Genomic DNA, 24,054 nt, shown 5'->3' on the forward strand with positions numbered 1-24,054 from the left:
AAGGACCTGACCGTGCTGATCGCACAGCGCCCCTCCCTGACCGAAGAGGTCATCTCGGAGTACCGTTCGCGCTTCTCCATCGAGCCGCTCGAGCCTGGCTTCGGCTACACGCTCGGCAACTCCCTGCGCCGGACCCTCCTGTCGTCCATCCCGGGCGCGGCCGTCACCTCCATCCGCATCGACGGAGTGCTCCACGAGTTCTCCACCGTGCCGGGTGTGAAGGAGGACGTCACCGAGATCATCCTCAACATCAAGAACCTCGTCGTCTCCTCGGAGAACGACGAGCCCGTCGTGATGTACCTGCGCAAGACGGGTGCGGGCGTGGTCACCGCCGCGGACATCGTGCCGCCGGCGGGCGTCGAGGTGCACAACCCGGACCTGCACGTCGCCACGCTCAACGACAAGGGCAAGCTCGAGATCGAGCTCACCGTCGAGCGCGGTCGTGGCTACGTGTCCGCGGCGCAGAACAAGAACGACGAGGCCGAGATCGGTCGGATCCCCGTCGACTCGATCTACTCGCCGGTCCTCAAGGTCACCTACAAGGTCGAGGCCACGCGTGTCGAGCAGCGCACGGACTTCGACAAGCTGATCGTCGACGTCGAGACGAAGGCCGCGATCGCCCCGCGCGACGCGCTCGCCTCGGCCGGCAAGACGCTCGTCGAGCTGTTCGGTCTCGCCCGCGAGCTGAACGTCGAGGCCGAGGGCATCGAGATCGGCCCGTCGCCGACGGACTCCGCGCTGGCCGCGGACCTGGCGTTGCCGATCGAGGAGCTCAACCTCACGATCCGCTCGTACAACTGCCTCAAGCGCGAGGGCATCCACCAGGTGGGTGAGCTCGTGGCTCGCAGCGAGGCCGACCTGCTCGACATCCGGAACTTCGGCGCGAAGTCCATCAACGAGGTCAAGGAGAAGCTCGCCGAGCTGGGCCTCTCGCTGAAGGACTCGCCCCTCGACTTCGACCCGTCCAGCTCCGCGTACTTCAGCGGCGGGGACGACGAGGCCACGTACTCGGACGAGCAGTCGTACTGACGTCTCCGCGCCCGCAGCAGCCCGCTCGACCTGACCGGGCCGCGCGGTGCGGAACCACCCTCAAGGAGAACCAGAAATGCCTACCCCCACCAAGGGTCCGCGGCTCGGTGGCAGCCCGGCTCACGAGCGACTGATCCTCGCGAACCTGTCGACGTCGCTCTTCGAGCACGGCCGCATCACGACCACGGAGACGAAGGCGAAGCGCCTGCGCCCCCTGGCCGAGCGCCTCATCACCTTCGCGAAGCGCGGCGACCTGCACGCCCGTCGCCGGGTGCTGACCGTCGTCCGTGACAAGTCCGTGGTGCACACGCTGTTCACCGAGATCGCCCCGGCCATGGCCGAGCGCAACGGTGGCTACACGCGCATCACCAAGATCGGCAACCGCAAGGGCGACAACGCCCCCATGGCGGTCATCGAGCTCGTCACCGAGCCTGTGAGCCCGAAGCAGGCCGTCGTCAAGGAGGCCACGAAGGCCGCCGAGAAGGCTGCCAAGGTCGAGGACGAGAAGCCCGCCAAGGACGAGGCCGCCGTCGAGGAGGCCACCGAGGCCCCGGCCGAGGCGCCCGCGGAGGACAAGGCTGACGAGAAGGCCGAGGAGACCAAGGAGGCCTGACCTCCCGCGTCCCCCGCACCACGACGAGCCCCGTGCCACCTCTCGAGGTGGCGCGGGGCCTCGTCGTTCCTAGGCTGGGAGGATGCCCGCCCGCTCCGACGCGCCGCCCCGACCCCGGGCCCCCGTGCCGGTCGTGCTCGTGCACGGCTCCCGCACGTCGGCGACCATGTGGCGGCGTCAGCTCGAGGCGCTGGGCCGCGCCGGGGTCCCCGCCGTCGCGACCGACCTGCCGGGCCACGGTGCGCGACGGGGCGAGCCGTTCACGCTCGACGGCGCGGTGGACGCCGTGCACGACGCCGTGGAGGGGCTCGGCGGGCGGGCCCTCGTCGCGGGCCTGTCGCTCGGGGGCTACGTCGGCATCGAGCACCGCGCGCGCCATCCCGAGCAGAGCGCGGGCCTCGTGGCGGCGTCGTGCTGCACGGAGTCCTCGTCGGCGCTGCGGCCGGCGTGGCTCTCGCTCGCCCGGTGGATCGAGGGCTGGCCGGACCACGGCGCCCGCCTGAACGACACGTTCGTGCGCCTCGCCCTCGACGCCGAAGGTGCGGGGGACCTGGGGGCCGGCGGGTACGCGCTCACCGCCATGGCCGCGGTGCTGCGGGAGCTCGGCCCGACCGACACCCTCGGCGCCCTCGCGGCCGCGCGCAGCCCCGTGTGGTTCGTCAACGGGCGTTACGACCACTTCCGCGCCCAGGAGCGTGCGTTCGTCGCCGCGGCCCGGGCCGGCGGGGCGGCCGCCCGGCTCGTCGTCGTGCCGCACGCCCGGCACCTCGTCAGCCTCGACGCGCCGGTCGCGTTCACGCGGGCCCTCCTCGAGGCGGAGACCGTCGTCACGTCCGAGGAGGCAGGCGTCGTGACGTCACCCGTCCACCGGTGACGGTCAGGGCAGGGTCAGGTCCCACGCCCGCGCGCCGCCGACGAGCGCGGCCGAGTTGGGCACGACGACGACGTCGTCGCCCAGGCGGTCGAGGGCGGCGGGCGTGATGCGGCGGGAGTTCCCGCCGCCCAGGTACAGACGGTCCCAGCGGAACACCGGGCGCAGCCCGTCGACCGTCGCGACGACGCGCCGCGACCACAGCCCGTCGCCCAGGCGGCGGCGCTCCGGCTCGCCGACGTACTGGTCGTACGTCGCGCCGCGCCGCACGGGGGCGTGCGACCACTCCAGGTGGGGTGCGAGCAGGCCGCCGTCGAACAGCGCGGACCCGAGCCCCGTGCCGAGGGTGAGCACCAGCTCGACGCCGGAGCCCGCCACGACGCCGGCGCCGTGCACCTCGGCGTCGTTGAGCACGAGGGCGGGCACGCCGAGCCGGTGGGCGAGCGCGCCGCGGACGTCGAAGCTGGCCCACGCCTCCACGAGCTCCGGCAGCACCCGCGAACGGGGACCCGAGCGGGTGACGTAGTGCGGCGTGTGGACGACCACGCCGTGGCGGATCATGCCGGGCATCCCGAGCGTCACGCGGTGCGCGGCGGGAAGGCGGTCCGCGATGCCGGCCACGGTGTCGAGCAGCAGCTGCGGGGGCAGCGGGTAGGGCGTGGGGACCCGCACCGGCGACGCGTGCGCGGTGCCCGCGGAGTCCAGGACCGCCGCCTTGATGCCTCCGCCGCCGCAGTCGACGGCGAGGGTGAGCACGTCGGAGGGCGGCGGCGTCCGGGAGGCGCCGTCGTCGGGGCGGGGAGCGGGGGTGCGCGCCGGGGCGCCTGGGTCGACCATCACGGGACATCATCCGGCCACAATGGGTCGGTGAGCACGCCGACACCTCCCGCCGACACCCTCCGGGTCCGGCTCGACCTCGCCTACGACGGCACCCACTTCGCGGGCTGGGCCACCCAGCCGCGGCTGCGCACCGTGCAGGGGGTGCTGGAGGACGCCCTCGCGACCATCCTCCGCACGGAGCCGCTCGGCCTGCCCCGGCCGCGGCTGACGGTGGCCGGTCGCACCGACGCGGGGGTGCACGCGCGCGGCCAGGTCGCGCACGTCGACGTGGCGCGCGGACGCTGGGAGGAGATGCCCGGTCGTTCCGACCGGGAGCCCGGCGTCGCGCTCGCCGACCGGCTGGCCGGCGTGCTGCCGCCCGACGTCGTCGTGCACCGGGCGGTCGAGGCCCCCGAAGGGTTCGACGCGCGGTTCTCCGCGCTGCACCGCCGCTACGCCTATCGGGTGGCCGACCGTCCGGACCTGCGCGACCCCCTGCGCCGGGACTGGGTGCTCTGGCACCGCCGCCGGCTCGACGTCGAGGCGATGCACCGGGCGATGCAGCCGCTCGTCGGGCTGCACGACTTCGCCGCCTTCTGCAAGCCTCGCGAGGGCGCCACGACCATCCGCGAGCTCACCCACCTGTCGTGGGAGCGCCCCGCGGACGGGCCCGACGCCGGGCTCGTCGTCGCGACCGTGCAGGCCGACGCGTTCTGCCACTCGATGGTGCGCGCGCTGGTCGGCATGTCGCTGGCCGTGGGGGAGGGGCGCCGTGGCCCGGACGATCCCGCCGCGGTGCTGGCGGGCCGGTCCCGCTCGGCGGCGGCCGGTGTCGTCGCCGCACGGGGGCTGACCCTCGAGAGCGTCGCCTACCCGGACGACGACGAGCTCGCGGCGCGCGCCGAGCGCGTCCGCGCGAGGCGGGACCCGGGCGAGGTCGACGCCGGCTGACGCGCGGGGCTCCGGCCTACGGCTCCTCGACCCAGTGCACGGCGGCCTCCTCGGCGCTGGCGCCCGCGCCGTCGATGCCCGCGTCCTCGCCGTAGACGTCGTTCTCGCGGTCGCCGTCCTCCCCGGGGTCGGCGAAGGGGTCCTCCGCGAGCCGGCCGGCGCGGGTCGTGTCCGGGCGGTCCAGCGGGTCGCGCTCCCAGACGTCCGGCTGCTCCTCGGCGAGGCGCCGGTCCAGGGGCTCGCCGGCGGACTCCTCCCACGCCGTCTCGCCCCAGTGGTTCGAGCGCGACCGTTCCAGGGGGGAGTAGCCCTCGTCGAGGACGTCGTCGAGCTCGGGGTCGAGGAGCGTGTCCTCCTGAGGAAGCTGGTCCTCGTCGCCCTCGGCTCCGGTCTCGGGGTCAGGGGTGGTGCCGGGTGTCTCCTGGGTCATGTCACCACGGTGCACCCGCGGCGGTGGCGCTGCAACGAGGGGCGGCCGGCGCCGACCCGTTCCCGTCCCCGGCGCGGGCGTGACCGGCGTCGCTTTGACCCCCGCACCCGGCCCCGGCTAAACTGGCTCGTCGTTGTGCTATGCCTCCGGCGTCCCGCGTCGTCAGCGCGCCCACTCGCACCGACGATGCCCCGGCCAGGACGCCACCGGAGCACCCGCGCACAACACCTGACTCATCGGGCGCCGCTTCTCGCCCGACGACACCGAACATGAAAAGGTGACGCAACCGTGCGTACTTACACCCCCAAGCCCGGCGACGTCCAGCGCGACTGGTACGTCGTCGACGCGACCGACGTCGTCCTCGGCCGCCTGGCGAGCCAGGTCGCCACCCTCCTGCGCGGGAAGCACAAGCCGACCTTCGCCCCGCACGTCGACGGCGGTGACTTCGTCATCGTCATCAACGCGGACAAGGTCGCCCTGAGCGGCAACAAGCGGGAGACCAAGCTGGCCTACCGCCACTCCGGCTACCCGGGCGGTCTCCGCTCGGTCAACTACGGCGAGCTTCTCGAGAAGAACCCCGAGCGGGCCGTGGAGAAGGCCGTGCGCGGCATGCTCCCCAAGACGTCCCTCGGTCGCGACCAGCTGGGCAAGCTGAAGGTCTACCGCGGCGCGGAGCACCCGCACGCGGCGCAGCAGCCCAAGCAGTTCGAGATCACCCAGGTTTCGCAGCAGGCCTGAGCCGCTGCCGGATGCAAAGCGAAGGATTCACAGTGGCCGAGACCACCGTCGACACCGAGCTGGACGAGAACACGCCCAGCACCTACACCTCTGAGTCCGCCGCGCCCGTCGCGGACGGCGGCCAGTCCATCACCGCTCCCGGCGCGGCCGTCGGCCGCCGCAAGGAGGCCGTGGCGCGCGTGCGCCTCGTCCCCGGCACCGGGACGTGGAAGATCAACGGTCGCACCCTCGAGGACTACTTCCCGAACAAGGTGCACCAGCAGCTCGTGAACTCGCCGCTGAAGCTGGTCGAGGTCGAGGGCCGCTTCGACGTCATCGTCCGCATCACCGGCGGCGGCCCCTCGGGCCAGGCCGGCGCGGTGCGCCTGGGCATCGCCCGCGCGCTCAACGTGATCGACGCCGAGGCGAACCGCCCCGCGCTGAAGAAGGCCGGCTACCTCACGCGTGACCCGCGTGCGGTCGAGTCCAAGAAGGCCGGTCTCAAGAAGGCGCGCAAGGCGCCGCAGTACTCGAAGCGCTGATCGAGCGCTCCTTGCTCGAGGGCGCTGCCCTCGGGCGTCGACAGGAGCGTCAGCGCCACGGACGGCCCCGTCGGAACTCTTCCGGCGGGGCCGTCCGCACGTCCGGCTACGATCGGTGCGGCGTCCGCAGGGGCGTCGTGGGGTGTGCGTGCGGATCCACCGCCGCGCCCGGAGGAGGAGACATCGTGCGACTGTTCGGCACCGACGGGGTCCGTGGGCTGGCCAACCGGGACGTCACCGCGGACCTGGCCCTCGGGCTCGGCAGCGCGGCGGCCCACGTGCTCGGCACGTCGGGCGACTTCGCCGGGCACCGCCCGCGCGCCGTCGTCGGGCGCGACCCGCGCGCGTCCGGGGAGTTCCTGTCCGCCGCGGTCGGCGCGGGCCTCGCGAGCTCCGGCGTGGACGTGGTCAACCTGGGCGTGCTGCCCACCCCGGCGCTGGCCCACCTCGTGGGGGCGATGGACATGGACCTCGGCGTCATGATCTCCGCGTCCCACAACGCGATGCCGGACAACGGCATCAAGTTCTTCGCGCGCGGCGGTTTCAAGCTGGCGGACCACGTCGAGGACCAGATCGAGGCACGCCTCGGCCAGGACTGGGAGCGGCCGATCGGCGCCGACGTCGGGCGCATGCGCTCCGACACCGGCATCGCCGCCCAGCAGTACGTGGAGCACCTCGTGGCGAGCATCGGCACGACGGCGGACGTCCGCCCGCTGGAGGGCCTGCGCATCGCCGTCGACGCCGCCAACGGCGCCGCGAGCCAGGTCGGCCCGGAGGCGCTGCGCGAGGCGGGGGCCGACGTCGTCGTCATCAACGCGAGCCCCGACGGCCGCAACATCAACGAGAAGGCCGGATCCACCCACCCGGAGCAGCTGCAGGCCGTCGTCGTAGCCGCGGAGGCCGACTTCGGTGTCGCGTTCGACGGCGACGCGGACCGCTGCCTCGCCGTCGACCACGGCGGCGTGCTGGTGGACGGCGACCAGATCCTCGGGATCCTCGCCCGCGGGCTCAAGGACGAGGGCCGGCTGCCGTCGGACACCCTGGTCGTCACCGTGATGAGCAACCTCGGCCTCCTGCTCGCGATGCGAGAGTCGGGCATCACCACGATCCAGACGGGCGTGGGCGACCGGTACGTGCTCGAGGAGATGCGGGCGCACGGTTACGGGCTCGGGGGCGAGCAGTCGGGCCACATCATCCTGGCCGACCACGCCACGACCGGCGACGGCGTCCTCACCGCGCTGCACCTCGCCGCGCGCGTGAAGGCGACCGGGCGTCGCCTGGCCGACCTCGCCTCCGACGTCCCGCGCCTGCCGCAGACGCTGGTCAACGTCAAGGGCGTGGACAAGGCCCGCGCGGCCGACGACGAGGGCGTGCGCGCCGCGATCGAGAGCGCGGAGACGCTCCTGGGGGAGACGGGTCGTGTGCTGCTCCGCCCGTCGGGCACCGAGCCCCTCGTGCGGGTCATGGTCGAGGCGGCGACGCAGACGCAGGCCGACGGTGTGGCGGACACGCTCGCCGCCGTCGTGCGCGACCGGCTGGCACTGTGACCGAGGGCGCGCCGGCCGCGCGCCCGGCGGCCGGCGTGGACGAGGCCCTGCGGGCCGCCGTCGTCGACCTGCTGGACCGGGCGGACGCGGCGGCGGGCGGGCCGGGCACCGGGCTCCTGCCGATCGTGCAGGCCGGTGCGCCGGTGCTGCGCGCCCCCGCGGCCCCCTACACCGGGCAGCTCGGCGACGCGCTGCCGCGGCTGCTCGACGCGATGCGCCGCACCATGCACGCCGCGCCGGGCGTGGGCCTCGCGGCGCCCCAGGTCGGGATCGCGCTGGCGATCGCCGTCGTCGAGGACGGCGGCGCCGGGGCCGACGACCCCCGGGAGCGGGCCCCGCTGCCGTACCGGGTGCTGCTCGACCCCGCGTACGAGCCGCTGCCCGGCCCGGACGGGGAGCCGGAGCGGGCGGCGTTCCACGAAGGCTGCCTGTCGGTGCACGGGTGGCAGGCCGTCGTCGCGCGGCACCGTCGCGTCCGGCTCACCGGCCGCGACGAGACCGGGGCGCCGATCGACGAGGTCCTCACCGGCTGGCCCGCTCGGATCGTCCAGCACGAGACGGACCACCTCGCGGGCGAGCTGTACCTCGACCACGCGCTGCTGCGGACGCTCACCTCGAACGAGAACCTCCTGCGCTACGGCCAGGTCGTGGACCCGGGGTTCGTGGACCTCGGGTGAACATTCGGCACTCAGGGTGGAACCGGGGGAATTCCCCATGCAGCCGGTGCCCTGGTTCTGCCTAGGCTGGTGCCGTGACGCCGCCCGGCGTCGTGCGACCGCCGGAGGCCCACCTCCCGGCCGACGAACCGAGGACCGACCTGGTGAACCTGTCGACGATGCTGGCACAGCTGGAGGGCTGGGTCCTCGACCTCGGCGCGTCCCTGTGGATCTACCCGGCCATGTACGTCTTCGCGACGATCGACGGCTTCTTCCCCCCGATTCCCAGCGAGTCCGTGGTCATCACCCTCACCGTGCTCGCCCACTCCGAGGGCGAGCCGTGGCTCCCCGGCGTCCTCGCCCTCGCCATCGCCGGCGCGTGGACGGGCGACCAGATCGCCTACCAGATCGGCCGCGCCGTCGGCACGGAGCGGTTCGCGTTCCTGCGCTCGGCCCGCGGTCGCAAGGCCGTCGACTGGGCGCGGCACGCCCTGGAGCACCGCGGGGCGTCGTTCATCCTCGCCGCGCGGTACGTGCCCATCGGGCGCGTGGCCGTCAACATGACCGCCGGCGCCGTGGGCTACCCGCGCCACCGGTTCATGCTCTACTCGGGCATCGCCGCCGTGACGTGGGGCATCTACTCGATGCTCATCGGCCTCGCCGCGGCCTCCTGGCTCGGGCACAACACGCTGCTCGCCATGGCCGTCGGCGTCGTGGCGGGCATCCTGCTCGGCGTCCTGGTCGACCAGGTGGTGCAGCGCGTCGCCGGTCCGCCCAGGGCGGAGCCGGTGCCCGCCGACGAGGACGAGGGCGACGAGGCCGACGCCGAGCCCACGAGCCGGGCGGCCTGACCGGCCTCAGAGCTTGCGCAGCCGCACCCGCTGGACGGAGTGGTCCGACCCCTTGGTGAGCACGAGGGTGGCGCGACCCCGGGTGGGGAGCACGTTGTGCTCCAGGTTCGGCGCGTTGATCGACTCCCAGATGGACAGCGCCCGCTCCGTCGCCTCGGCGTCGGACAGGTCCGCGTAGCGCCGGAAGTACGACTCCGGCCTGCTGAACGCCGTCCTGCGCAGCTGCAGGAAGCGCTCCACGTACCACTGCCGGATGTTGCGCGTGCGGGCGTCGACGTAGATCGAGAAGTCGAAGAAGTCGCTCACCGCCACGGTCGACTCGTCGATCGCCGACGGGCGCGCGGGCTGCAGCACGTTGAGACCCTCGACGATGAGCACGTCCGGCTTGCGCACCACGACCTCCTCGCCGGGCACGATGTCGTAGACGACGTGCGAGTACACCGGGGCACGCACCTCGGCCTGCCCCGCCTTCACGCGCGACAGGAAGCGGATGAGGGCCCTCCTGTCGTAGGACTCGGGGAAGCCCTTGCGGTCCATGATCCCGCGGCGCTGCAGCTCGGCGTTCGGGTACAGGAAGCCGTCGGTCGTGATCAGCTCGACGTGCGGGGTGTCGGGCCAGCGCGCCATCATCTCGCGCAGGATGCGCGCCGTCGTCGACTTGCCGACCGCGACGGACCCCGCGACGCCGATGACGTACGGGGTGCGCGGCGGCTCCTCGTGCAGGAACGTCGACGTGGCGCGGTGCAGGCCCGCGCTCGCGGCCACGTACAGGTTGAGCAGTCGTGACAGCGGGCGGAAGACGGCGTCCACCTCGGCGAGGTCGATCGGGTCGCCCAGGCCGCGCAGCCGCTCGACGTCGGCGTCCGTCAGCGGCAGCGGGGTCGACGCCGACAGGCGGCTCCATGCCGCGCGGTCGAGGTCGACGTACGGGGACGCCGGAGCGAGCCGGGTGAGGTGCTCGCCCAACGGCTGGGGGGCCGTGCCGGGGGCAGGGCTGGGCGTCGTGCCGGGTGCGGTGTCGGGGGACTGCGGTGCCACCTGCACGATTCTGCCCGAGGCCGGGCGGGGAACGACAACCGCGGGTGTCGTCGACGGCGCGTGGCTCACGCCGGCCACGGATCGACGACGTCGCCGAGCCGGTCCGCGAGGCGCAGGGCGTCCCGCGGGGCGTGGGCGTGGCCGTCGTTGTCGAAGTACGCCACGACGTCCTGGCCGGCGTCCGCCCGCCGCCGTATCCAGGCCGCCCACGCGTCGAGGCGTGCGTCGTCGTAACGGCTCGCGTACAGGGTAGTCGGACCGTGCAGCCGGAGGTAGGCGAGGCCCGCCGTGGGGTGGTCGAGGAGCGGCCATCGCCCGGCGCCGTCCGAGGCGACGAGCGCGACGTCGTGGTCGCGCAGCTGCCGGAGCGCCTCGGGGTCCTCGAACGACGCGTGGCGCGGCTCCAGGGCGTGCCGCAGGGGGCGGCACGTGCCCGCCTCGGTCCAGGCCTCCGCCCGGAGCCGGTCGTCGTGGTCCGCGGCCAGGCGCGCGGCGTCCGTCGTCGTGCGGGGCAGCGCGTCGAGAAAGGCCGCGAGCACCTCGGCGTCGAACTCGGCGCGCTCCGGGAGCTGCCACAGGACCGGCCCGAGCCGGTCGCCGAGGGCGAGGAGGCCGCTCGCGACGAAGTTCGCCAGGGCCGTGCGAGGGTCGCGGAGGCGCTTGAGGTGGGTGACGTAGCGGCTGCCCTTGACCGCGAACGTGAAGCCCTGCGGCACCGAGTCCCGCCAGCGCAGGAAGGATGCGGGCTGCTGGAGCCCGTAGAAGGTGCCGTTGAGCTCGAGCGTCGAGAACCGCCCCGCGGCGTAGGTCAGCTCGTCGGCGCGACGGGTGCCGGCCGGGTAGAAGTCCCCGCGCCAATGGCGGTACTGCCACCCCGACAGACCGACGCGGACGCTGACCACGGCGCGAGCCTACGAGCGTGCCGACATGGTCGCCGTCCGGGGCGGCCGTGGTGGCGCGCCCCGTCGCGGGAGGGCAGGAGGCATGATCGGCGCATGGAGCTGGGTGAGCTGTCGGACGAGCTGGAGATCATCTCGCGGGTGTACGAGCGCCGCTTCGGCGTCCCGCGCACCGACGACTGGCTCGTCCTGAAGCTGCACGAGGAGGTCGGGGAGCTCACGCAGGCGTACCTCGCGCGGTCGGGTCGCTCGCGGGACCGGGGCGTGGGCGAGGAGGCGGTGGACGCCGCGTTCCGGGCCGAGCTCGCGGACGTGCTCGCGCAGGTGCTGCTCGTCGCGCGGCGGTTCGACGTCGACCTCGAGGCGGAGATCGAGCGCAAGTGGTTCCGGTGGCGGCACCTCGTGGAGCCGGCGGACGAGGCAGGGGTCCGCCCGGAGGGGTGACGCCTGGCCCCTTGTCGTCCTAGAGGCCCGACGCCGCCTCCTCGACCCGGTCGAGCCACTCGCCCACGAGGGCGTCGAACAGCGCGGGCTGCTCGATCTGCAGGTTGTGGCCGGCGCGGTCCAGCACGGCGAACGTCGCGCGCGGGTAGTGCTCGAGGACCCGCCAGGCGTCGCGGTAGCCGGTCGAGGAGTCCTGGCGGCCGGTGAGGAACAGCGTGGGGCCGCCGTAGGGCCGCGGCTCGACCGCGAAGGTGCCGGCGTAGCGCTCACCGACCCGCGCGACCGTCGCAGGGTCCGCGGCGTCGAGCCCGGGCGTCACCTCGGCCTCGGTGCGCCGCCACGTCTCGCACGTCTGCACGACGCCGACGTCGTCGGCGGCCAGGGCCGCCGCGCCGACCTCCCGCAGCAGCGCGTCGTCGCGGACCAGCACGTGGTGCGGCGGGACGTCGCGCCGGTCGTGCTCCGGGACGATCAGGGGGCACAGGAGGGCGAGCCCGTGGACGCGGTCCGGTTCCACGGCGACCAGCCCGCGCGCGAGGTAGCCGCCGAACGACTCGCCCACGAGGACGTACGGCCCGGGCACGAGCCGGTCGACCGCCTCCCGCACGACCGCGAGCACGTCGTCCGTGCTCGCCACGCCCGACGGCGGGCTCGCGCCCATCCCCGGGAGGTCCAGGTAGACCCGCCGCCAGCCCGGGCGGTCGGCGAGGGCGGCCTCGAAGGGCGTCAGCATGAGGCGGTGGTCCACGGGGAACCCGTGCAGCAGCACCATGGTGGGGGTCCCGGGCGCCGCCGGAGCGCCGCGTTCGACGTGATGGAGCGGGGCTGCGAGGTGGTCGGGCATGGCGCGCACGCTAGGTCACGGCACCGACACCACCGACCTGACGGTCGACGGACCTAGGCTGAGGGCCATGATCATCGGCGTGGGCATCGACGTGGTGGACGTCGCCCGGTTCATGGCGACGGTGGAGCGGGTGCCGCGCCTGCGCGAGAAGCTCTTCACCGAGGCCGAGCGGGACCTGCCGGCGTCGTCCCTCGCGGCGCGCTTCGCGGCCAAGGAGGCCATCGCCAAGGCCCTGGGCGCCCCCGGGAACATGCACTGGCACGACGCGACCGTGCACCGCACCGTCGGCGGTCCGCCCGAGGTCGAGCTCCGCGGCACGGTCCAGGCCCGCGCCGACGAGCTGGGCGTCAAGGCGTGGCACCTGTCCATCTCCCACGACGCCGGCATCGCGTCCGCCATGGTGGTCGCGGAGGGCTGACGACGGTCAGGCGGCGGACCGCCACCAGTCGAGCGCGACCGGGAGCGCGGTGAGCACGCTGACGTGGCCGTCGCGCGGGCGCAGCCACAGCTCCGCGGCGGGCAGGGCGTCGACCAGCAGGGCGGCGTGGTGCCGCGGCACGACCCGGTCGGCGCCGCCCTGCACGACCAGGGTCGGGGGCGCGACGTCGCCCAGCCCGACGCCCCACGGCCGCACGAACGCGAGGTCGTCGTCGACCTGCCCGCCGGGCCACGCCTGGCCGGACCGCGAGGCGTCGGCGCCGAGCGAGGCCCACGTCCCCGCGAGCGCCGCGTAGTCGTCCGCCGTGAAGCTCGACTCGTCGAACTCCGCCGTCTCCGCGTGCCGGGCGCGGGCCTCCCGGCCGTGGAGTGCCGAGCGCAGGCCGCCGTCGTCGGCCATCCCGGCGAACCAGAGGTCGTCGTGACCGCGGCCGGGGTAGGGCGCGACGCCCGCGAGGGTCACCGCGCCCGACACCAGGTCGGGCCGGAGCGCGGCGAGGGCCAGGGCGTGCGGGCCGCCGCCCGAGGCGCCGACGGCGAGGCACCGGGCCACGCCGAGGGCGTCCAGGGCGTGCGCCACGTCCGACGCGGCGTCCGCCACGGTGCGCCCGGGACGAGGGGTGGACCCGCCGTACCCGGCACGGGCCGCGGAGACCACCCGCAGCCCGCGCGCCCGGGCGGCCTCGGCGACCGGGGGCAGCAGCTCGCCGGACTGGGGCGAGCCGTGGTGCCAGACGACCGCGTCGGCGGACGGAGGGCCGTCGTCGTGCACGACGAGACGTCGACCGTCCGGGAGGCCCAGCTCGTGCCGCGAGCCCATCGTTCAGTCCTGCAGGGCGGGGATGACCTGCCGCTGGAAGAGCTCGATCTGGTCGCGGTCGCCCGCGGCGTTCGGGAAGTACGTGATGGCGTACGTCATGCCGAGGTCGCGCAGGGCCGAGAGCTTCTCGACGACCTGCTCGGGCGTGCCCACCAGGGGGCTGTTGCGCCAGTTCGCGATCTCCTGCTCACCGCGCTCGCCGGGGGCGTGCTTGCGGAAGTGCGACTCGATCCAGGCGAACCGGTCGTCCACCTCCGCCTGGTTCTCCCCGATGACCACGTTGTAGTCGGACGAGCGGGTGATCTCCCCGAAGTCGCGGCCCAGGTCGCGGCAGTGCTGCTCCAGGATCGACGACTTGTGCGCGAACGTCTCGGGGTCGCCCGCGAAGTTCGTGTACTGCGCGAACCGCGCGGCGATCCGCAGCGTCTTCTTCTCGCCGCCGCCCGCCACCCACAGCGGGATGCTCGGCACCTCGGCGCCGCCGTCGCCCACCGGGAGCTGCTGCAGCGGCTGCGGGTAGCAGAGCGCGCCGTCCACCTGGTAGCGCTCGCCGTCGAACGTGCCGGACGACCCGGTGCGCCACATCTGGGTGATGATCTGCAGGCCCTCGTCCAGGGCGCGCAGGCGCTCGCCCGCGCGGGGGAAGCCGTACCCGTACGCGCGCCACTCGTGCTCGTACCAGCCGGCGCCGATGCCGAGCTGCGTGCGTCCGCCGGAGATCGCGTCCACCGTGGAGGCGACCTTCGCCAGGTAGGCGGGGTTGCGGTACGACATGCACGTGCACATCTGGCCCAGCTTGACGCGCTGGGACGCCGCCGCGAACGCCGCCATCAGCGTCCACGCCTCGTGCGTCGCCTCGGTGCTGGGGACCGGGACGGTGTGGAAGTGGTCGTACACCCAGACCGAGTCCCAGGCCCAGGGGCCGCCGGGGATCGGCTCGCCCGCCGCGGCGTTGTCGGCGTAGTGGAGCAGGGACAGCATGGTCTCCCAGTGCTGCTCCGGGGGGACGTCGGTGAGCGAGTGGCGCCAGCCCTGCGGGATGAAGAGTCCGAATCGCATGGGCTCGAGCCTATGCCCGGACCTGCGGCGACGCTGCGGGGCGCGACGACGCGCGGCAGGATGCGTCCCATGATCTCCGCCTGGTCCGCCGCCGACGTCCGTGCCGCCGAGGAGCCGCTCCTCGCGGCGGGGACGCCCTTGATGGAGCGGGCGTCGTTCGCGCTCGCGACGCACGTGCTCCGCGACGTCGCCGCCCGCCGGGGGCCGGTGCGGGGCGCGCGGGTCGTGGTGCTCGCGGGGGCGGGCAACAACGGCGGCGACGCGCTGCACGCGGGCGCGGTGCTGGCGCGGCGCGGGCTCGCGGTGACGGCGGTGCTGGTCGCCGAGAAGTTCCATGCGGAGGGCCGCGCGGCGCTGGAGCGTGCGGGCGGGCGGGTCGTGGAGCTCTTCGCCGCGCCCGAGGGACTCGACGCGGTGGCCGACGACGCCGCCCGCGCCGACGTCGTGCTCGACGGCCTCGTCGGCATCGGCGCGCGCGGCCCCCTGCGCGGCCTCGCCCAGGAGGTCGTGAGCGGGCTCTCGGCCCGCATCGACCGGCGTGTCGGGGCCGATGGCCCGCTCACGGCGTCGGGGCCGGGGCGGCCGTGGGTGGTGGCGGTGGACGCGTCGTCGGGCATCGGGGTGGACGACGGCGCGGTGCCCGGCCCGGTGCTGCCGGCCGACCGCACGGTGACGTTCGGCGCGGCCAAGCCCGGGCTGCTGCTCCCGCCGGCGTCGGGGCTCGCGGGCGAGGTGAGCGTCGCCGACATCGGCCTCGACCTCGCCGGCAGGCCGGCCGTGCGTCAGCTGGAGCCGGCCGACGTCGCCGCGTCGTGGCCGGTGCCCGGGCCCGCAGACCACAAGTACACGCGCGGCGTGGTCGGCGTCGTCGCGGGCACGGCGACGTATCCCGGGGCGGCGGTGCTCACCACCACGGCCGCCGTGCGGAGCGGGGCCGGGATGGTGCGGTACCGGGGGTCGGCCGCGGTGGGCGGACGCGTGCTCGACGCCCGCCCGGAGGTCGTCACCGCGCCAGGCCGGGTGCAGTCGTGGGTGGTGGGGCCGGGCGTCCCCGGCGGGCCGGAGGCCGCGCACGAGGGGGAGGGCGACGGCCTGGACGACGGCCAGCACGAGCGCGGCCGGGCAGGGCTCGCCGCGGCGGCCGGCAAGCTCGCCGGGACCGCGGGCGGCCCCGTGCCGGCGGTCGTCGACGCCGGCGGGCTGGGGCTGCTCGACGGTCGCGTCCCGGCGTGGTTCGTGCTCACCCCGCACGCGGGCGAGCTGACGGCGCTGCTGCGCTCGCGGGGCGAGGACGTGCGCCGCCAGGACGTCGAGGCCGAGCCGCTGCGCTGGGCGCGGCGGGCGCACGAGCTCACCGGCGCGACGGTGCTGCTCAAGGGCGGCGTGACCGTCGTCGTCGGGACGGGCGCGGCGTACGCGCAGGCCGACGGGCCGGGCTGGCTCGCCACCGCGGGCGCGGGGGACGTGCTTGCCGGCATCCTCGGCGCGATGCTCGCCGCCCGGTCGCGCGACGTCGTCGCGGACCCGGCGCTCGCGGCCGAGGTCGCCGCCGCGGCGGCGCTGGTGCACGGCCGCGCCGCCCGCCGCGCGAACCCGGGCGGTCCCGTGGCGGCCCTCGACGTCGCGGCCGCGGTGCCCGGCGAGGTCGCCGCGCTGCTGTCCGAGGTCTGACGACGGTCGGACGCTGCCTGACCAGGGCCGCCCGTCGGCGGGTCGTACTACCGCGCGGAGTCCTGGACTACCTCGCCGTGCTGGGTACTACCTCGCCCTGCTGGGTACTACCGCGGCAGGGACTTCTCGACGAGGTCGACGATCTCGGGGGAGTCGGGGACGGTCTGCGGGGAGAACCGGTGCACGTCGCCGCCGGGCAGCACGACGAACTTCTCGAAGTTCCAGCGGATGCGGCCGTCGTGCCCGCCGTCGTCGGCCGTCTTCTTCAGCTCCGCGTACAGCGGGTGCGTGTGCCGGCCGTTCACGCGGACCTTGGAGACCACGGGGAACGTGACGCCGTAGGTGGTGGAGCAGAACTCGGCGATCTTCTCGTCGGTGGAGAGCTCCTGGAGGAACTGGTTGGACGGGAAGCCGATCACGGTGAACCCGCGGTCGCCGTACGTCTTCTGCAGCTGCTCCAGCGCCTCGTACTGCGGGGTGAGGCCGCACCGCGAGGCGACGTTGACCACCAGCACGACGTCGTCGCAGTGCTCCGCGAGGGTCGTCGTCGTGCCGTCCATGCGCTCGAACGGGATGTCGTAGAGGCTCATGCGGCCATCATGCCGCGCGCGACAATGGTCCGGTGCCACCCGGTCCGCGCAAGCACGTCCCGCCCCTGCCCGTGCGGGACGGCCTCAACCCGACGCGCCTGGTGCTGCCCCACGACGCGGCCGCCGTCGCCCGGTACGCGACGGCGGCGCAGTACCTCCTGGAGCGGTTCGGCCATGACGTCGGTGACGCCGCCCGGCTGCGGGAGAAGCTCGCCGCGGGCGAGGTCGTCACGGGCGCGGGCGCCGTCGTCGACGACGCGACGCCGTACGAGCCGCGGGGCTTCCTCTACCTCTACCGCGACCCGCCCGCCGACGAGCCGGAGGTGCCCGCGCTCGCGGACCTGGACGTCCTGCACCGTGACGACGACCTGCTGGTCGTGGACAAGCCGCACCTCGTCGCGACGATGCCGCGCGGGCGGTGGGTGACCCGCACGGTGCTCGTGCACCTGCGCGCGACGCTCGACCTGCCCGAGCTGGTGCCCGCCCACCGGCTCGACCGCCCCACCGCCGGCGTGCTCGTGCTCACCGTGCGGCCCGAGGTGCGCGGCGCGTACCAGACGGCATTCCAGGACCGAGCGGTGCGCAAGGTCTACGAGGCGGTCGCCCCGCTGCCGGCGCCGGGCTCGGGCCTGGACCGGGAGGGCACGACGACGGTGCGCTCGCGCATCGTCAAGCACCGCGGCGTCGTGCGCGCCCAGGAGGAGCCGGGGGAGCCGAACGCGGAGTCGCGGGTGACGCTCGTCGCGCGGGACGAGGCCCGCGGCCTCGGGCTCTACCGGCTCGAGCCGCACACCGGCAAGACGCACCAGCTCCGCCTGCACATGGCGTCCCTCGGACTGCCTCTGCTGCACGACCCGTTCTGGCCGGTGCTGCGCGAGGACGCGCCCGACGACCCGGACCGCCCGCTCCAGCTGCTCGCCCGCTCGCTCGCGTTCGTCGACCCGCTCAGCGGCGACCCCCGCGAGTTCCGCTCCCGGCGGCGTCTCGCCGCGTGGCCCGGCGGCGGGGGCAGGGGCGACGGCGGCACGGGCGGCGGCCGGGGCGACGGCGCGCGGTGAGAGAATCGATGACCGTGAGCACCGAGGTCCCCTCCGACAGCACACCCGCCGCGCCGGCCGACCTGCCCTTCCCCGACGACGCGCTGGCGCGTGCGGTCGTCGACCTGTCCGCCGTGCGCGACAACGTGCGCGCGCTGGCGGGCCACGCCCCGGGCGCGGCGGTGATGGCCGTGGTGAAGGCGGACGGGTACGGGCACGGGATGCTGCCCGTGGCGCGGGCGGCGCTCGCGGGCGGCGCGACCTGGCTCGGCACGGCGGTACCCGCCGAGGCGCTCGCACTGCGCGCCGGCGGCGTCACGACCGCGGACGCCCGGGTGCTCACCTGGCTCGCGACGCCGGGGGCGCCGTTCGACCGGCTCGTCGCGGCGGGCGTGGACGTCGGCGTCGCGGCGCCGTGGGCGCTCGACGAGGTGGCCGCGGGCGCGCGGGCCGCCGGCGAGCCCGCCCGCGTGCATCTCAAGGTCGACACCGGCCTCGGCCGCAGCGGGATCGTGCCCGCCGACCTGCCGGACGTCGTGCGCCGGGCGGCCGCGCTCGAGGCCGAGGGCGTGCTGCGGGTGGTGGGCGTGATGTCGCACCTGGCGTGCGCCGACGAGCCCGGGCACCCGTCGATCGCCCTCCAGGCGGCGGAGTTCGACGCCGCGGTGGCCGTCGTCGAGGCCTCCGGCGCGTCGCTGGAGGTGCGGCACCTCGCGAACTCGGCCGCCGTGCTCACCGACCCCCGGCTGCACTACGACCTCGTGCGGCCCGGCATCGCCGTCTACGGGCACTCGCCGGTGCCGCAGCTCGGCGCGCCCGGCGACTACGGGCTGCGCGGCGCGATGACGCTGCAGGCGCGGCTCGCCACCGTCAAGGACGTGCCGGCCGGCCACGGCGTGTCCTACGGGCACCACTACACGACGCCGCGCGACACCCGCCTGGGCGTGGTGCCGCTCGGGTACGCGGACGGCATCCAGCGGCACGCGTCGGGCGGCGGCCTCGGCGTCGGCGGCCCGGTCGGCGTCGGGAGCGGCGCGTCCGCCCGGGTGCTGCGCGTGGCCGGGCGGGTGTGCATGGACCAGTTCGTGCTCGACCTCGGGCCGGACGCCACCGAGCGCGAGGGCGACGTCGTCACCCTCTTCGGGGAGTCGGACGGCGTGGAGCACGGCGCCGCGGCGGGCGCCGTCACGGCCGGCACGGTGCCGAACGCCGAGGACTGGGCCCGCGCGGCGGGCACCATCAGCTACGAGATCGTCACGGGCATCGGGGCGCGCGCGGTGCGCGTGTACACGGGCCTCGCCATGAAGGCCGACACGGAGACCTGGAAGGAAGTGCAGCGGTGAGCGACGTCGTGGTGCGGACGGAGACGGACCTGCCGGACGCGGAGTCCACGCGGGCGCTGGGGGCGGCCCTGGCCGGGGTGCTCCGGGCGGGGGACCTGGTGATCCTCACGGGGGACCTGGGGGCGGGCAAGACGACGCTCACCCAGGGCCTGGGTGCCGCGCTGGGCATCCGGGGCCAGGTGGCGTCGCCCACGTTCATCGTGGCGCGCGAGCACCCCCCGCTGCCCCGCGAGGACGGCACGCGCGGTCCCGCCCTCGTGCACGTGGACGCCTACCGGCTCGGAGGCCTGGGGGAGCTGGACGCGCTGGACCTGGACTCGTCCCTCGAGGAGTCGGTCACCGTCGTCGAGTGGGGCCGCGGGCTGGCCGAGGCGCTCACCGACGACCGCCTGGAGATCGACCTGGAGCGCCCGCGCGGCACGGCCGCCGGCGCGCCCGACGACGGGGCCGACGACGAGGCCGACCCCGGCGCCGGGACCCGCCACGCGACGCTGCGCGGCGTCGGCCCCCGCTGGGCCGGCGTCGACCTGGCCGCCCTCACCGCCCGCTGACCCGTCAAGGAATCGAGCGTGCGGAATTGATCCTCAGGCGCCCTGTGTGAGGATCAAACCAGCACGGACGATGCGTCGCCCCGTCCGGCCGGTGGGAAACGTAGGCTGAGGCCGTGGCCGTTCTCGCACTGGATACCTCCGCAGCCGTCGCCGTCGCGCTCGTCGACCCCGGCGGCGCCCGGCTCGCCGCGCGCTCGGCCGACGAGCGACGCCGGCACGCCGAGTCGCTGGCCCCGCTCGTCGACGCGGTGCTCGCCGACGCCGGCCTGGACCGCACGGACCTCACGGCCGTCGCCGTGGGCACCGGGCCCGCACCGTTCACCGGCCTGCGCGTGGGGCTCGTGACCGCGCGCACCCTGGCGCTCGCGCTCGGGATCGACGTGCTCGGCGTGCCGAGCGTGGACGCGGTCGCGGTGCAGGCGGTCGCCGACCTCGGACTGACGCCGGGCGACGAGGTGCTCGTCGCGACCGACGCCCGCCGCAAGGAGGTCTACTGGGCGCACTACCGCGTCGTCGCGCACGAGGGGCCGCACGGCGTCCCCGTCGTCGAGACCCTGGCCGGTCCGGGAGTGGACAAGGCCGCCGACGTCGCCGCGCGGCTCGCGGACGCGCCCGCCGACGGCGGCCGCCTGGTCGTCGTGGGGGAGGGCGCCACCCTGTACCCGGAGCACCTGCCCGCCGACGAGGACGCCCCGCTCGTCCCGGACGCCGCGGTCCTGGCGCGGCTCGCGCTCGCCCGCCGTGCCGCCGGCGAGGAGCTGCCGACGGAGCCGCTGTACCTGCGCCGGCCCGACGTGCAGGAGCCGGCGCCGGCGCGCCTCGTCCCCGCCACCGGGAGCCCGGCATGACCACCGAGCAGCCGACCACCGAGCCGGCCTCCGAGCCGCCGACCACCGAGCCGGTCGCCGCCGCGCCCGAGCGCCCCGCCCCGGACCTGCCGCGCACGGTGCAGCACGTGTACGAGCCGTCGTGCCGGCTGCGCCCGCTGGCCAGCGCGGACTTCGACCGGGTGCTCCAGCTCGAGCGGGTGCTGTTCGGCGCCGGGGCGTGGACGTACGGGATGCTCGCCGACGAGCTGGCCGCACTCGGACGCTGGTACGTCGTGGCCGAGCCCGCCGGCCCGGACGCCGTCGCGGTGTACGGGATCGGCCCGAAGCCCGTCGTCGGGTACGCCGGTCTCTGGTTCGACGGCGACGTCGCGCAGGTCATGACGATCGGCGTGGACCCGCACTACCAGCGGCACGGCGTGGGGCGCGCCCTGCTGGAGGCGCTCGTGGGTCGGGCGCGCAAGCTCAAGGCGGAGGCGGTCCTGCTCGAGGTGCGGGTCGACAACGAGCCCGCCCTCGCGCTGTACGAACGGCACGGCTTCGAGCGGATCGGGCTGCGCAGGCGGTACTACCAGCCGGAGGACAAGGACGCCTTCACGATGCGGCTCGACCTGCGCGACGACCACGCGCGGCAGGGGACGGCGTCGTGACCCGCGAGGACTCGCCGCGCTCGCGGGTGCTGGTGTCGGTCGCGGAGCTCGCGGCCGACCTGCGGCTGAGCGCCGGGCCCGACCCGGCCGACGGCGCGCCGGTGCTGCTCGACGTCCGCTGGGCGCTCGGCATGACCGACGGCCGGGAGCGCTACCTCGGGGGGCACCTGCCCGACGCCGTGTACGTGGACCTGGAGTCCGAGCTGGCCGCGGAGGCGTCGGCGGAGGAGGGTCGGCACCCGCTGCCCTCGGCGTCGTCGTTCCAGCGCAGCGCGCGGGCCTGGGGGCTGCGGAGCTCCTCGCGCGTCGTCGTGTACGACACCGTGGGCGGCACGTCCGCGGCGCGGGCGTGGTGGCTGCTGCGGTACTTCGGCGTCGACGACGTGCGCATCCTCGACGGAGGCCTGCCCGCCTGGGTCCGGGCGGGGTACGCACTGGAGAGCGGTGAGGTCGTGCACGCGCCGGGCGACCTGGTGGCCCGTCCGGGACACCTGCCCGTGCTGGACGCCGACGACGCGGCGGACCTGGCCGAGAGCGGCACCCTGCTCGACGCGCGGGCCGCCGAGCGGTACCGGGGCGAGAGCGAGCCCGTGGACCCGCGCGCGGGCCACGTGCCCGGTGCCGTGAGCGCCCCGACCACGGAGAACCTGCGCGAGGACGGCGCGTTCCTCGACGAGGAGTCGCTCCAGGGCCGGTTCGCGGACCTCGGCCTGAGCGCGCCCGGCGACGGGCCGGAGGACGCCGCCGACGACGCGGTGCTCGCCGTCGGCGTCTACTGCGGGTCGGGTGTCACGGCGTCGCACGAGATCGCCGCGCTGGCGTGCGCGGGCATCCCGGCGGCCCTGTACCCGGGGTCCTGGTCGCAGTGGTCGAACGACCCGTCGCGGCCGGCGGTCACGGGCGACCGGCCCTAGCGCACCTCGTTCCCCTGGTGGTCCCCGGGAGTCGTGCTAGCGTCGCGTGTATACCGATCTGTATACACGGGAGGTCGATCGATGAGCACGCCCGAGACGATGCGCGCGGTACGGATGCACCGGCACGGGGGCCCGGAGGTCCTCCAGGTGACGGAGGTCGCCGTCCCGGCGCCCGGGCCGGGGGAGGCGCTGGTGCGCGTGGCCGCGGTGGCGCTGAACAACACCGACCTGTGGACCCGGGAGGGGGCCTACGGCAGGCCGGGCGACCCGGCCGCGCTGTCCGGCTGGCGCGGCCCCGTCGCCTTCCCGCGGACCCAGGGCGCGGACGTCGCGGGGCAGGTCGTGGCCGTCGGCGCCGGCGCGGACGCGGGCCTCGTCGGGCGCCGGGTCGTGATCGACCCGGCGAGCTACGACGGCGACGGCCCGGACGCCCACCCGGTGGGCCTCATGGGCAGCGAGCGGGACGGCGGGTACGCCCGGTACGTGACGGCGCCCGCCGACCAGGTGCACGACATGACGGGGTCGCCCCTCACGGACGACCAGCTCGCGACCCTGCCCACCGCCTACGGCACCGCGCTCGGCATGATCGAGCGGGGCGGGCTGCGGGAGGGCGAGACCGCCCTCGTCTCGGGGGCGTCGGGCGGCGTCGGCCTGGCGCTCGTCCAGCTCGCCCGCGCCCGCGGGGCGCGCGTGCTGGCGATCTCCAGCGGCGACAAGATCGCCGCCGTGCGCGACGCCGGCGCCGACGTCGTCGTGGACCGGGCGCACGACGTCGTCGGGCAGGTCCGGTCCGCGGCCCCGGACGGCGTCGACGTCGTGCTCGACGTGGTCGCCGGCGACCTGCTGGGCGACGGGCTCCCGCTGCTGCGCGAAGGCGGGCGGTGGGTCGTCGCGGGGGCGCTCGGCGGGCACGAGGTGACCTTCGACGTCCGTCGCCTGTACCTCCACAACGCGCAGGTCGTCGGGTCGTCGATGCACACGCGCGCGCACTTCGACCTGCTGATGGACCTGGCTCGCCGCGGCGAGGTCGAGCCCGTGGTCGCGGCGACGTTCCCGCTGGAGGACGCGGCCCGGGCGCAGGAGGAGCTCGCCCGCCGGGCGCACGTCGGGAAGCTCGTGCTGCGGCCCTAGGCGGCGACCGCCCCTCGTCGTCGACGCCGGCGACGACGACGGCCCGGCCCCCTCGGGGGACCGGGCCGTGCGTCGTGAGGCGCGGGTCAGAGGACCTGCGCGACCTCGTCGAAGGACAGGCGCGGGCCGCGCGGGTAGGGCGAGCCCTCGCCCTCGGCGTGGCCGACGTTGATGACGAGGAACGACTTCCAGCCGGACTCGGCGAAGAACTCGGCGTCGACGCCGTCGAAGTCCATGCCGTTCATCGGGCCGGCTGCGAGGCCGGCGGCCCGCAGGCCCACGATGAGGTACCCGGCCTGGATGAGGGCGTTGTTGCGAGCCATCTGCTCGCGGACCTCTGCGGCGGGCTCCAGCTGCTCCTTCATGCCCGGGTAGGCGGGGAAGAGGGTGTCGAGGTGCTGGTGGAAGGCCGGGTCCGCGGCCAGCACCAGGGAGACCGGCGCGCCGGCGACGCGGTCCTTGTTGCCGTCGCCCATGTGGGTCACGAGGCGCTGGCGGGCGTCGCCGGAGCGCACGACCAGCACGCGCAGCGGCAGCGTGTTCATCGCCGTCGGCCCGAACTTCGCCAGGTCCCAGGCGGAGGTGAGCTGCTCGTCGGTGACGGGCTCGGCGGTGAAGAGCGAGGTCGTGCGGGCGGAGCGGAACAGGAGGTCCGCCACGTCGTCGCCGACGGCGAGGGACGTGGACGGGGGCGTCAGGGTCTCGGTCATGGTTGCCGGAACACATAGATGCAGACGCATGATTCCGGATGCAGCCGTGACGTGCCCCACAG

General features: G+C 75.2%; 28 protein-coding genes. 19 read left to right on the forward strand and 9 right to left on the reverse strand.

The features are described from left to right. Nucleotides 1-12: 12 nt before the first annotated feature. The 3 genes from ACFQ8T_RS15815 to ACFQ8T_RS15825 all read left to right on the forward strand — a co-directional run bounded on the left by ACFQ8T_RS15815 (nt 13) and on the right by ACFQ8T_RS15825 (nt 2,516). Nucleotides 13-1,029 (forward strand): DNA-directed RNA polymerase subunit alpha, encoded by a 1,017-nt coding sequence (locus ACFQ8T_RS15815; protein WP_429727860.1) that lies wholly within the window; start codon nt 13-15, stop codon nt 1,027-1,029. Nucleotides 1,030-1,105: 76 nt separating this feature from the next. After that, complete coding sequence (gene rplQ, locus ACFQ8T_RS15820; protein ID WP_430547440.1) at nt 1,106-1,642, forward strand: 50S ribosomal protein L17; 537 nt, start codon at nt 1,106-1,108, stop codon at nt 1,640-1,642. Nucleotides 1,643-1,724: 82 nt separating this feature from the next. Next, nucleotides 1,725-2,516, forward strand: coding sequence for an alpha/beta fold hydrolase (locus ACFQ8T_RS15825; RefSeq protein ID WP_430547441.1), 792 nt, complete (start codon nt 1,725-1,727; stop codon nt 2,514-2,516). A 3-nt stretch (nt 2,517-2,519) separates the two neighbouring features. Here the strand turns inward: ACFQ8T_RS15825 and ACFQ8T_RS15830 are convergent, their stop codons facing one another. Beyond that, nucleotides 2,520-3,350, reverse strand: coding sequence for an ROK family protein (locus ACFQ8T_RS15830; protein WP_430547511.1), 831 nt, complete (start codon nt 3,348-3,350; stop codon nt 2,520-2,522). 30 nt (nt 3,351-3,380) lie between these two features. On the opposite strand from ACFQ8T_RS15830, the gene truA reads away from it, so the two are divergent. Then, a complete protein-coding gene (truA, locus tag ACFQ8T_RS15835; RefSeq protein ID WP_430547442.1) occupies nt 3,381-4,283 on the forward strand; it encodes a tRNA pseudouridine(38-40) synthase TruA in 903 nt (300 codons plus the stop codon). A 16-nt stretch (nt 4,284-4,299) separates the two neighbouring features. Here the strand turns inward: truA and ACFQ8T_RS15840 are convergent, their stop codons facing one another. Beyond that, nucleotides 4,300-4,713: a DUF5709 domain-containing protein gene (locus tag ACFQ8T_RS15840; protein ID WP_429764740.1), complete on the reverse strand. Its 414-nt coding sequence runs from the start codon at nt 4,711-4,713 to the stop codon at nt 4,300-4,302. A gap of 288 nt (nt 4,714-5,001) precedes the next feature. Between ACFQ8T_RS15840 and rplM the strand changes: the two genes are divergently transcribed. The 5 genes from rplM to ACFQ8T_RS15865 all read left to right on the forward strand — a co-directional run bounded on the left by rplM (nt 5,002) and on the right by ACFQ8T_RS15865 (nt 9,026). Continuing rightward, nucleotides 5,002-5,451 carry a 50S ribosomal protein L13 gene (rplM, locus tag ACFQ8T_RS15845; protein ID WP_429764738.1) on the forward strand — a complete coding sequence of 150 codons (450 nt, stop codon included), beginning with the start codon at nt 5,002-5,004 and terminating at the stop codon, nt 5,449-5,451. 32 nt (nt 5,452-5,483) lie between these two features. Continuing rightward, on the forward strand, nt 5,484-5,972 hold the full coding sequence (gene rpsI, locus ACFQ8T_RS15850; protein WP_429764736.1) for a 30S ribosomal protein S9: 489 nt from the start codon (nt 5,484-5,486) through the stop codon (nt 5,970-5,972). 182 nt (nt 5,973-6,154) lie between these two features. Beyond that, on the forward strand, nt 6,155-7,519 hold the full coding sequence (glmM, locus tag ACFQ8T_RS15855; protein ID WP_430547512.1) for a phosphoglucosamine mutase: 1,365 nt from the start codon (nt 6,155-6,157) through the stop codon (nt 7,517-7,519). After that, on the forward strand, nt 7,516-8,196 hold the full coding sequence (locus ACFQ8T_RS15860; protein WP_430547443.1) for a peptide deformylase: 681 nt from the start codon (nt 7,516-7,518) through the stop codon (nt 8,194-8,196). Before glmM ends, ACFQ8T_RS15860 begins: the two co-directional genes overlap by 4 nt. A gap of 74 nt (nt 8,197-8,270) precedes the next feature. Then, nucleotides 8,271-9,026: a DedA family protein gene (locus ACFQ8T_RS15865; protein WP_430547444.1), complete on the forward strand. Its 756-nt coding sequence runs from the start codon at nt 8,271-8,273 to the stop codon at nt 9,024-9,026. Nucleotides 9,027-9,032: 6 nt separating this feature from the next. Here ACFQ8T_RS15865 and coaA read toward each other — a convergent pair whose 3' ends face one another. Continuing rightward, nucleotides 9,033-9,992, reverse strand: a complete 960-nt coding sequence (gene coaA / locus ACFQ8T_RS15870) for a type I pantothenate kinase (RefSeq protein ID WP_430547513.1) — start codon at nt 9,990-9,992, stop codon at nt 9,033-9,035. 137 nt (nt 9,993-10,129) lie between these two features. Further along, a complete protein-coding gene (locus ACFQ8T_RS15875; protein ID WP_430547445.1) occupies nt 10,130-10,966 on the reverse strand; it encodes a DUF72 domain-containing protein in 837 nt (278 codons plus the stop codon). Nucleotides 10,967-11,059: 93 nt separating this feature from the next. Between ACFQ8T_RS15875 and ACFQ8T_RS15880 the strand changes: the two genes are divergently transcribed. Then, a complete protein-coding gene (locus ACFQ8T_RS15880; RefSeq protein ID WP_430547446.1) occupies nt 11,060-11,407 on the forward strand; it encodes a pyrophosphatase in 348 nt (115 codons plus the stop codon). A gap of 19 nt (nt 11,408-11,426) precedes the next feature. Here ACFQ8T_RS15880 and ACFQ8T_RS15885 read toward each other — a convergent pair whose 3' ends face one another. Next, nucleotides 11,427-12,251, reverse strand: coding sequence for an alpha/beta fold hydrolase (locus tag ACFQ8T_RS15885; RefSeq protein ID WP_430547447.1), 825 nt, complete (start codon nt 12,249-12,251; stop codon nt 11,427-11,429). Between the two features lie 67 nt (nt 12,252-12,318). Between ACFQ8T_RS15885 and ACFQ8T_RS15890 the strand changes: the two genes are divergently transcribed. Further along, nucleotides 12,319-12,669: a holo-ACP synthase gene (locus tag ACFQ8T_RS15890; RefSeq protein ID WP_429764727.1), complete on the forward strand. Its 351-nt coding sequence runs from the start codon at nt 12,319-12,321 to the stop codon at nt 12,667-12,669. A 6-nt stretch (nt 12,670-12,675) separates the two neighbouring features. On the opposite strand, the gene ACFQ8T_RS15895 is transcribed toward ACFQ8T_RS15890, so the two are convergent. Together ACFQ8T_RS15895 and ACFQ8T_RS15900 are read right to left on the reverse strand one after the other, a co-directional pair. Beyond that, complete coding sequence (locus tag ACFQ8T_RS15895; RefSeq protein WP_430547448.1) at nt 12,676-13,509, reverse strand: alpha/beta fold hydrolase; 834 nt, start codon at nt 13,507-13,509, stop codon at nt 12,676-12,678. Between the two features lie 3 nt (nt 13,510-13,512). Then, nucleotides 13,513-14,568, reverse strand: a complete 1,056-nt coding sequence (locus ACFQ8T_RS15900) for an LLM class F420-dependent oxidoreductase (protein WP_430547449.1) — start codon at nt 14,566-14,568, stop codon at nt 13,513-13,515. Between the two features lie 69 nt (nt 14,569-14,637). On the opposite strand from ACFQ8T_RS15900, the gene ACFQ8T_RS15905 reads away from it, so the two are divergent. Beyond that, nucleotides 14,638-16,239: a bifunctional ADP-dependent NAD(P)H-hydrate dehydratase/NAD(P)H-hydrate epimerase gene (locus tag ACFQ8T_RS15905; protein WP_430547450.1), complete on the forward strand. Its 1,602-nt coding sequence runs from the start codon at nt 14,638-14,640 to the stop codon at nt 16,237-16,239. A 107-nt stretch (nt 16,240-16,346) separates the two neighbouring features. Here the strand turns inward: ACFQ8T_RS15905 and ACFQ8T_RS15910 are convergent, their stop codons facing one another. Next, entirely contained in the window at nt 16,347-16,829 is a 483-nt protein-coding gene (locus ACFQ8T_RS15910) for a glutathione peroxidase (RefSeq protein ID WP_430547451.1), read from the reverse strand. A gap of 32 nt (nt 16,830-16,861) precedes the next feature. Between ACFQ8T_RS15910 and ACFQ8T_RS15915 the strand changes: the two genes are divergently transcribed. The 7 genes from ACFQ8T_RS15915 to ACFQ8T_RS15945 all read left to right on the forward strand — a co-directional run bounded on the left by ACFQ8T_RS15915 (nt 16,862) and on the right by ACFQ8T_RS15945 (nt 23,282). Further along, entirely contained in the window at nt 16,862-17,887 is a 1,026-nt protein-coding gene (locus tag ACFQ8T_RS15915) for a pseudouridine synthase (RefSeq protein ID WP_430547452.1), read from the forward strand. Between the two features lie 8 nt (nt 17,888-17,895). Further along, a complete protein-coding gene (gene alr / locus ACFQ8T_RS15920; protein ID WP_430547453.1) occupies nt 17,896-19,209 on the forward strand; it encodes an alanine racemase in 1,314 nt (437 codons plus the stop codon). Further along, a complete protein-coding gene (gene tsaE / locus ACFQ8T_RS15925) occupies nt 19,206-19,760 on the forward strand; it encodes a tRNA (adenosine(37)-N6)-threonylcarbamoyltransferase complex ATPase subunit type 1 TsaE (protein ID WP_430547454.1) in 555 nt (184 codons plus the stop codon). The genes alr and tsaE overlap by 4 nt, the downstream gene beginning before the upstream one ends. A 113-nt stretch (nt 19,761-19,873) precedes the next feature. Continuing rightward, nucleotides 19,874-20,608, forward strand: coding sequence for a tRNA (adenosine(37)-N6)-threonylcarbamoyltransferase complex dimerization subunit type 1 TsaB (gene tsaB, locus ACFQ8T_RS15930; protein ID WP_430547455.1), 735 nt, complete (start codon nt 19,874-19,876; stop codon nt 20,606-20,608). Next, nucleotides 20,605-21,237, forward strand: coding sequence for a ribosomal protein S18-alanine N-acetyltransferase (gene rimI / locus ACFQ8T_RS15935; protein ID WP_430547456.1), 633 nt, complete (start codon nt 20,605-20,607; stop codon nt 21,235-21,237). The genes tsaB and rimI overlap by 4 nt, the downstream gene beginning before the upstream one ends. After that, the gene (locus tag ACFQ8T_RS15940) at nt 21,234-22,151 is read left to right on the forward strand and encodes a sulfurtransferase (protein ID WP_430547457.1); all 918 of its coding nucleotides are present in this window, start codon (nt 21,234-21,236) and stop codon (nt 22,149-22,151) included. Before rimI ends, ACFQ8T_RS15940 begins: the two co-directional genes overlap by 4 nt. A gap of 81 nt (nt 22,152-22,232) precedes the next feature. After that, the gene (locus ACFQ8T_RS15945) at nt 22,233-23,282 is read left to right on the forward strand and encodes a zinc-binding dehydrogenase (protein ID WP_430547458.1); all 1,050 of its coding nucleotides are present in this window, start codon (nt 22,233-22,235) and stop codon (nt 23,280-23,282) included. 86 nt (nt 23,283-23,368) lie between these two features. Here the strand turns inward: ACFQ8T_RS15945 and ACFQ8T_RS15950 are convergent, their stop codons facing one another. Further along, nucleotides 23,369-23,992: a malonic semialdehyde reductase gene (locus ACFQ8T_RS15950; RefSeq protein WP_430547459.1), complete on the reverse strand. Its 624-nt coding sequence runs from the start codon at nt 23,990-23,992 to the stop codon at nt 23,369-23,371. Nucleotides 23,993-24,054 lie beyond the last annotated feature (62 nt).

The sequence above is a fragment of the Isoptericola sp. NPDC056618 genome (assembly GCF_042792715.1).
Lineage (GTDB): Bacteria > Actinomycetota > Actinomycetes > Actinomycetales > Cellulomonadaceae > Isoptericola > Isoptericola nanjingensis.

Bases quoted from the DNA above. Each gene is read 5' to 3' on its own strand.
- ACFQ8T_RS15840 (WP_429764740.1), bottom strand. From the start codon at position 4,713: ATGACCCAGGAGACACCCGGCACCACCCCTGACCCCGAGACCGGAGCC.
- ACFQ8T_RS15880 (WP_430547446.1), top strand. From the start codon at position 11,060: ATGGAGCTGGGTGAGCTGTCGGACGAGCTGGAGATCATCTCGCGGGTG.
- ACFQ8T_RS15885 (WP_430547447.1), bottom strand. From the start codon at position 12,251: ATGCCCGACCACCTCGCAGCCCCGCTCCATCACGTCGAACGCGGCGCT.
- ACFQ8T_RS15910 (WP_430547451.1), bottom strand. From the start codon at position 16,829: ATGAGCCTCTACGACATCCCGTTCGAGCGCATGGACGGCACGACGACG.
- rplQ (WP_430547440.1), top strand. From the start codon at position 1,106: ATGCCTACCCCCACCAAGGGTCCGCGGCTCGGTGGCAGCCCGGCTCAC.
- alr (WP_430547453.1), top strand. From the start codon at position 17,896: ATGACCGTGAGCACCGAGGTCCCCTCCGACAGCACACCCGCCGCGCCG.
- ACFQ8T_RS15890 (WP_429764727.1), top strand. From the start codon at position 12,319: ATGATCATCGGCGTGGGCATCGACGTGGTGGACGTCGCCCGGTTCATG.
- ACFQ8T_RS15950 (WP_430547459.1), bottom strand. From the start codon at position 23,992: ATGACCGAGACCCTGACGCCCCCGTCCACGTCCCTCGCCGTCGGCGAC.
- ACFQ8T_RS15900 (WP_430547449.1), bottom strand. From the start codon at position 14,568: ATGCGATTCGGACTCTTCATCCCGCAGGGCTGGCGCCACTCGCTCACC.
- ACFQ8T_RS15895 (WP_430547448.1), bottom strand. From the start codon at position 13,509: ATGGGCTCGCGGCACGAGCTGGGCCTCCCGGACGGTCGACGTCTCGTC.
- ACFQ8T_RS15905 (WP_430547450.1), top strand. From the start codon at position 14,638: ATGATCTCCGCCTGGTCCGCCGCCGACGTCCGTGCCGCCGAGGAGCCG.
- rimI (WP_430547456.1), top strand. From the start codon at position 20,605: ATGACCACCGAGCAGCCGACCACCGAGCCGGCCTCCGAGCCGCCGACC.
- ACFQ8T_RS15830 (WP_430547511.1), bottom strand. From the start codon at position 3,350: ATGGTCGACCCAGGCGCCCCGGCGCGCACCCCCGCTCCCCGCCCCGAC.
- ACFQ8T_RS15945 (WP_430547458.1), top strand. From the start codon at position 22,233: ATGAGCACGCCCGAGACGATGCGCGCGGTACGGATGCACCGGCACGGG.
- ACFQ8T_RS15825 (WP_430547441.1), top strand. From the start codon at position 1,725: ATGCCCGCCCGCTCCGACGCGCCGCCCCGACCCCGGGCCCCCGTGCCG.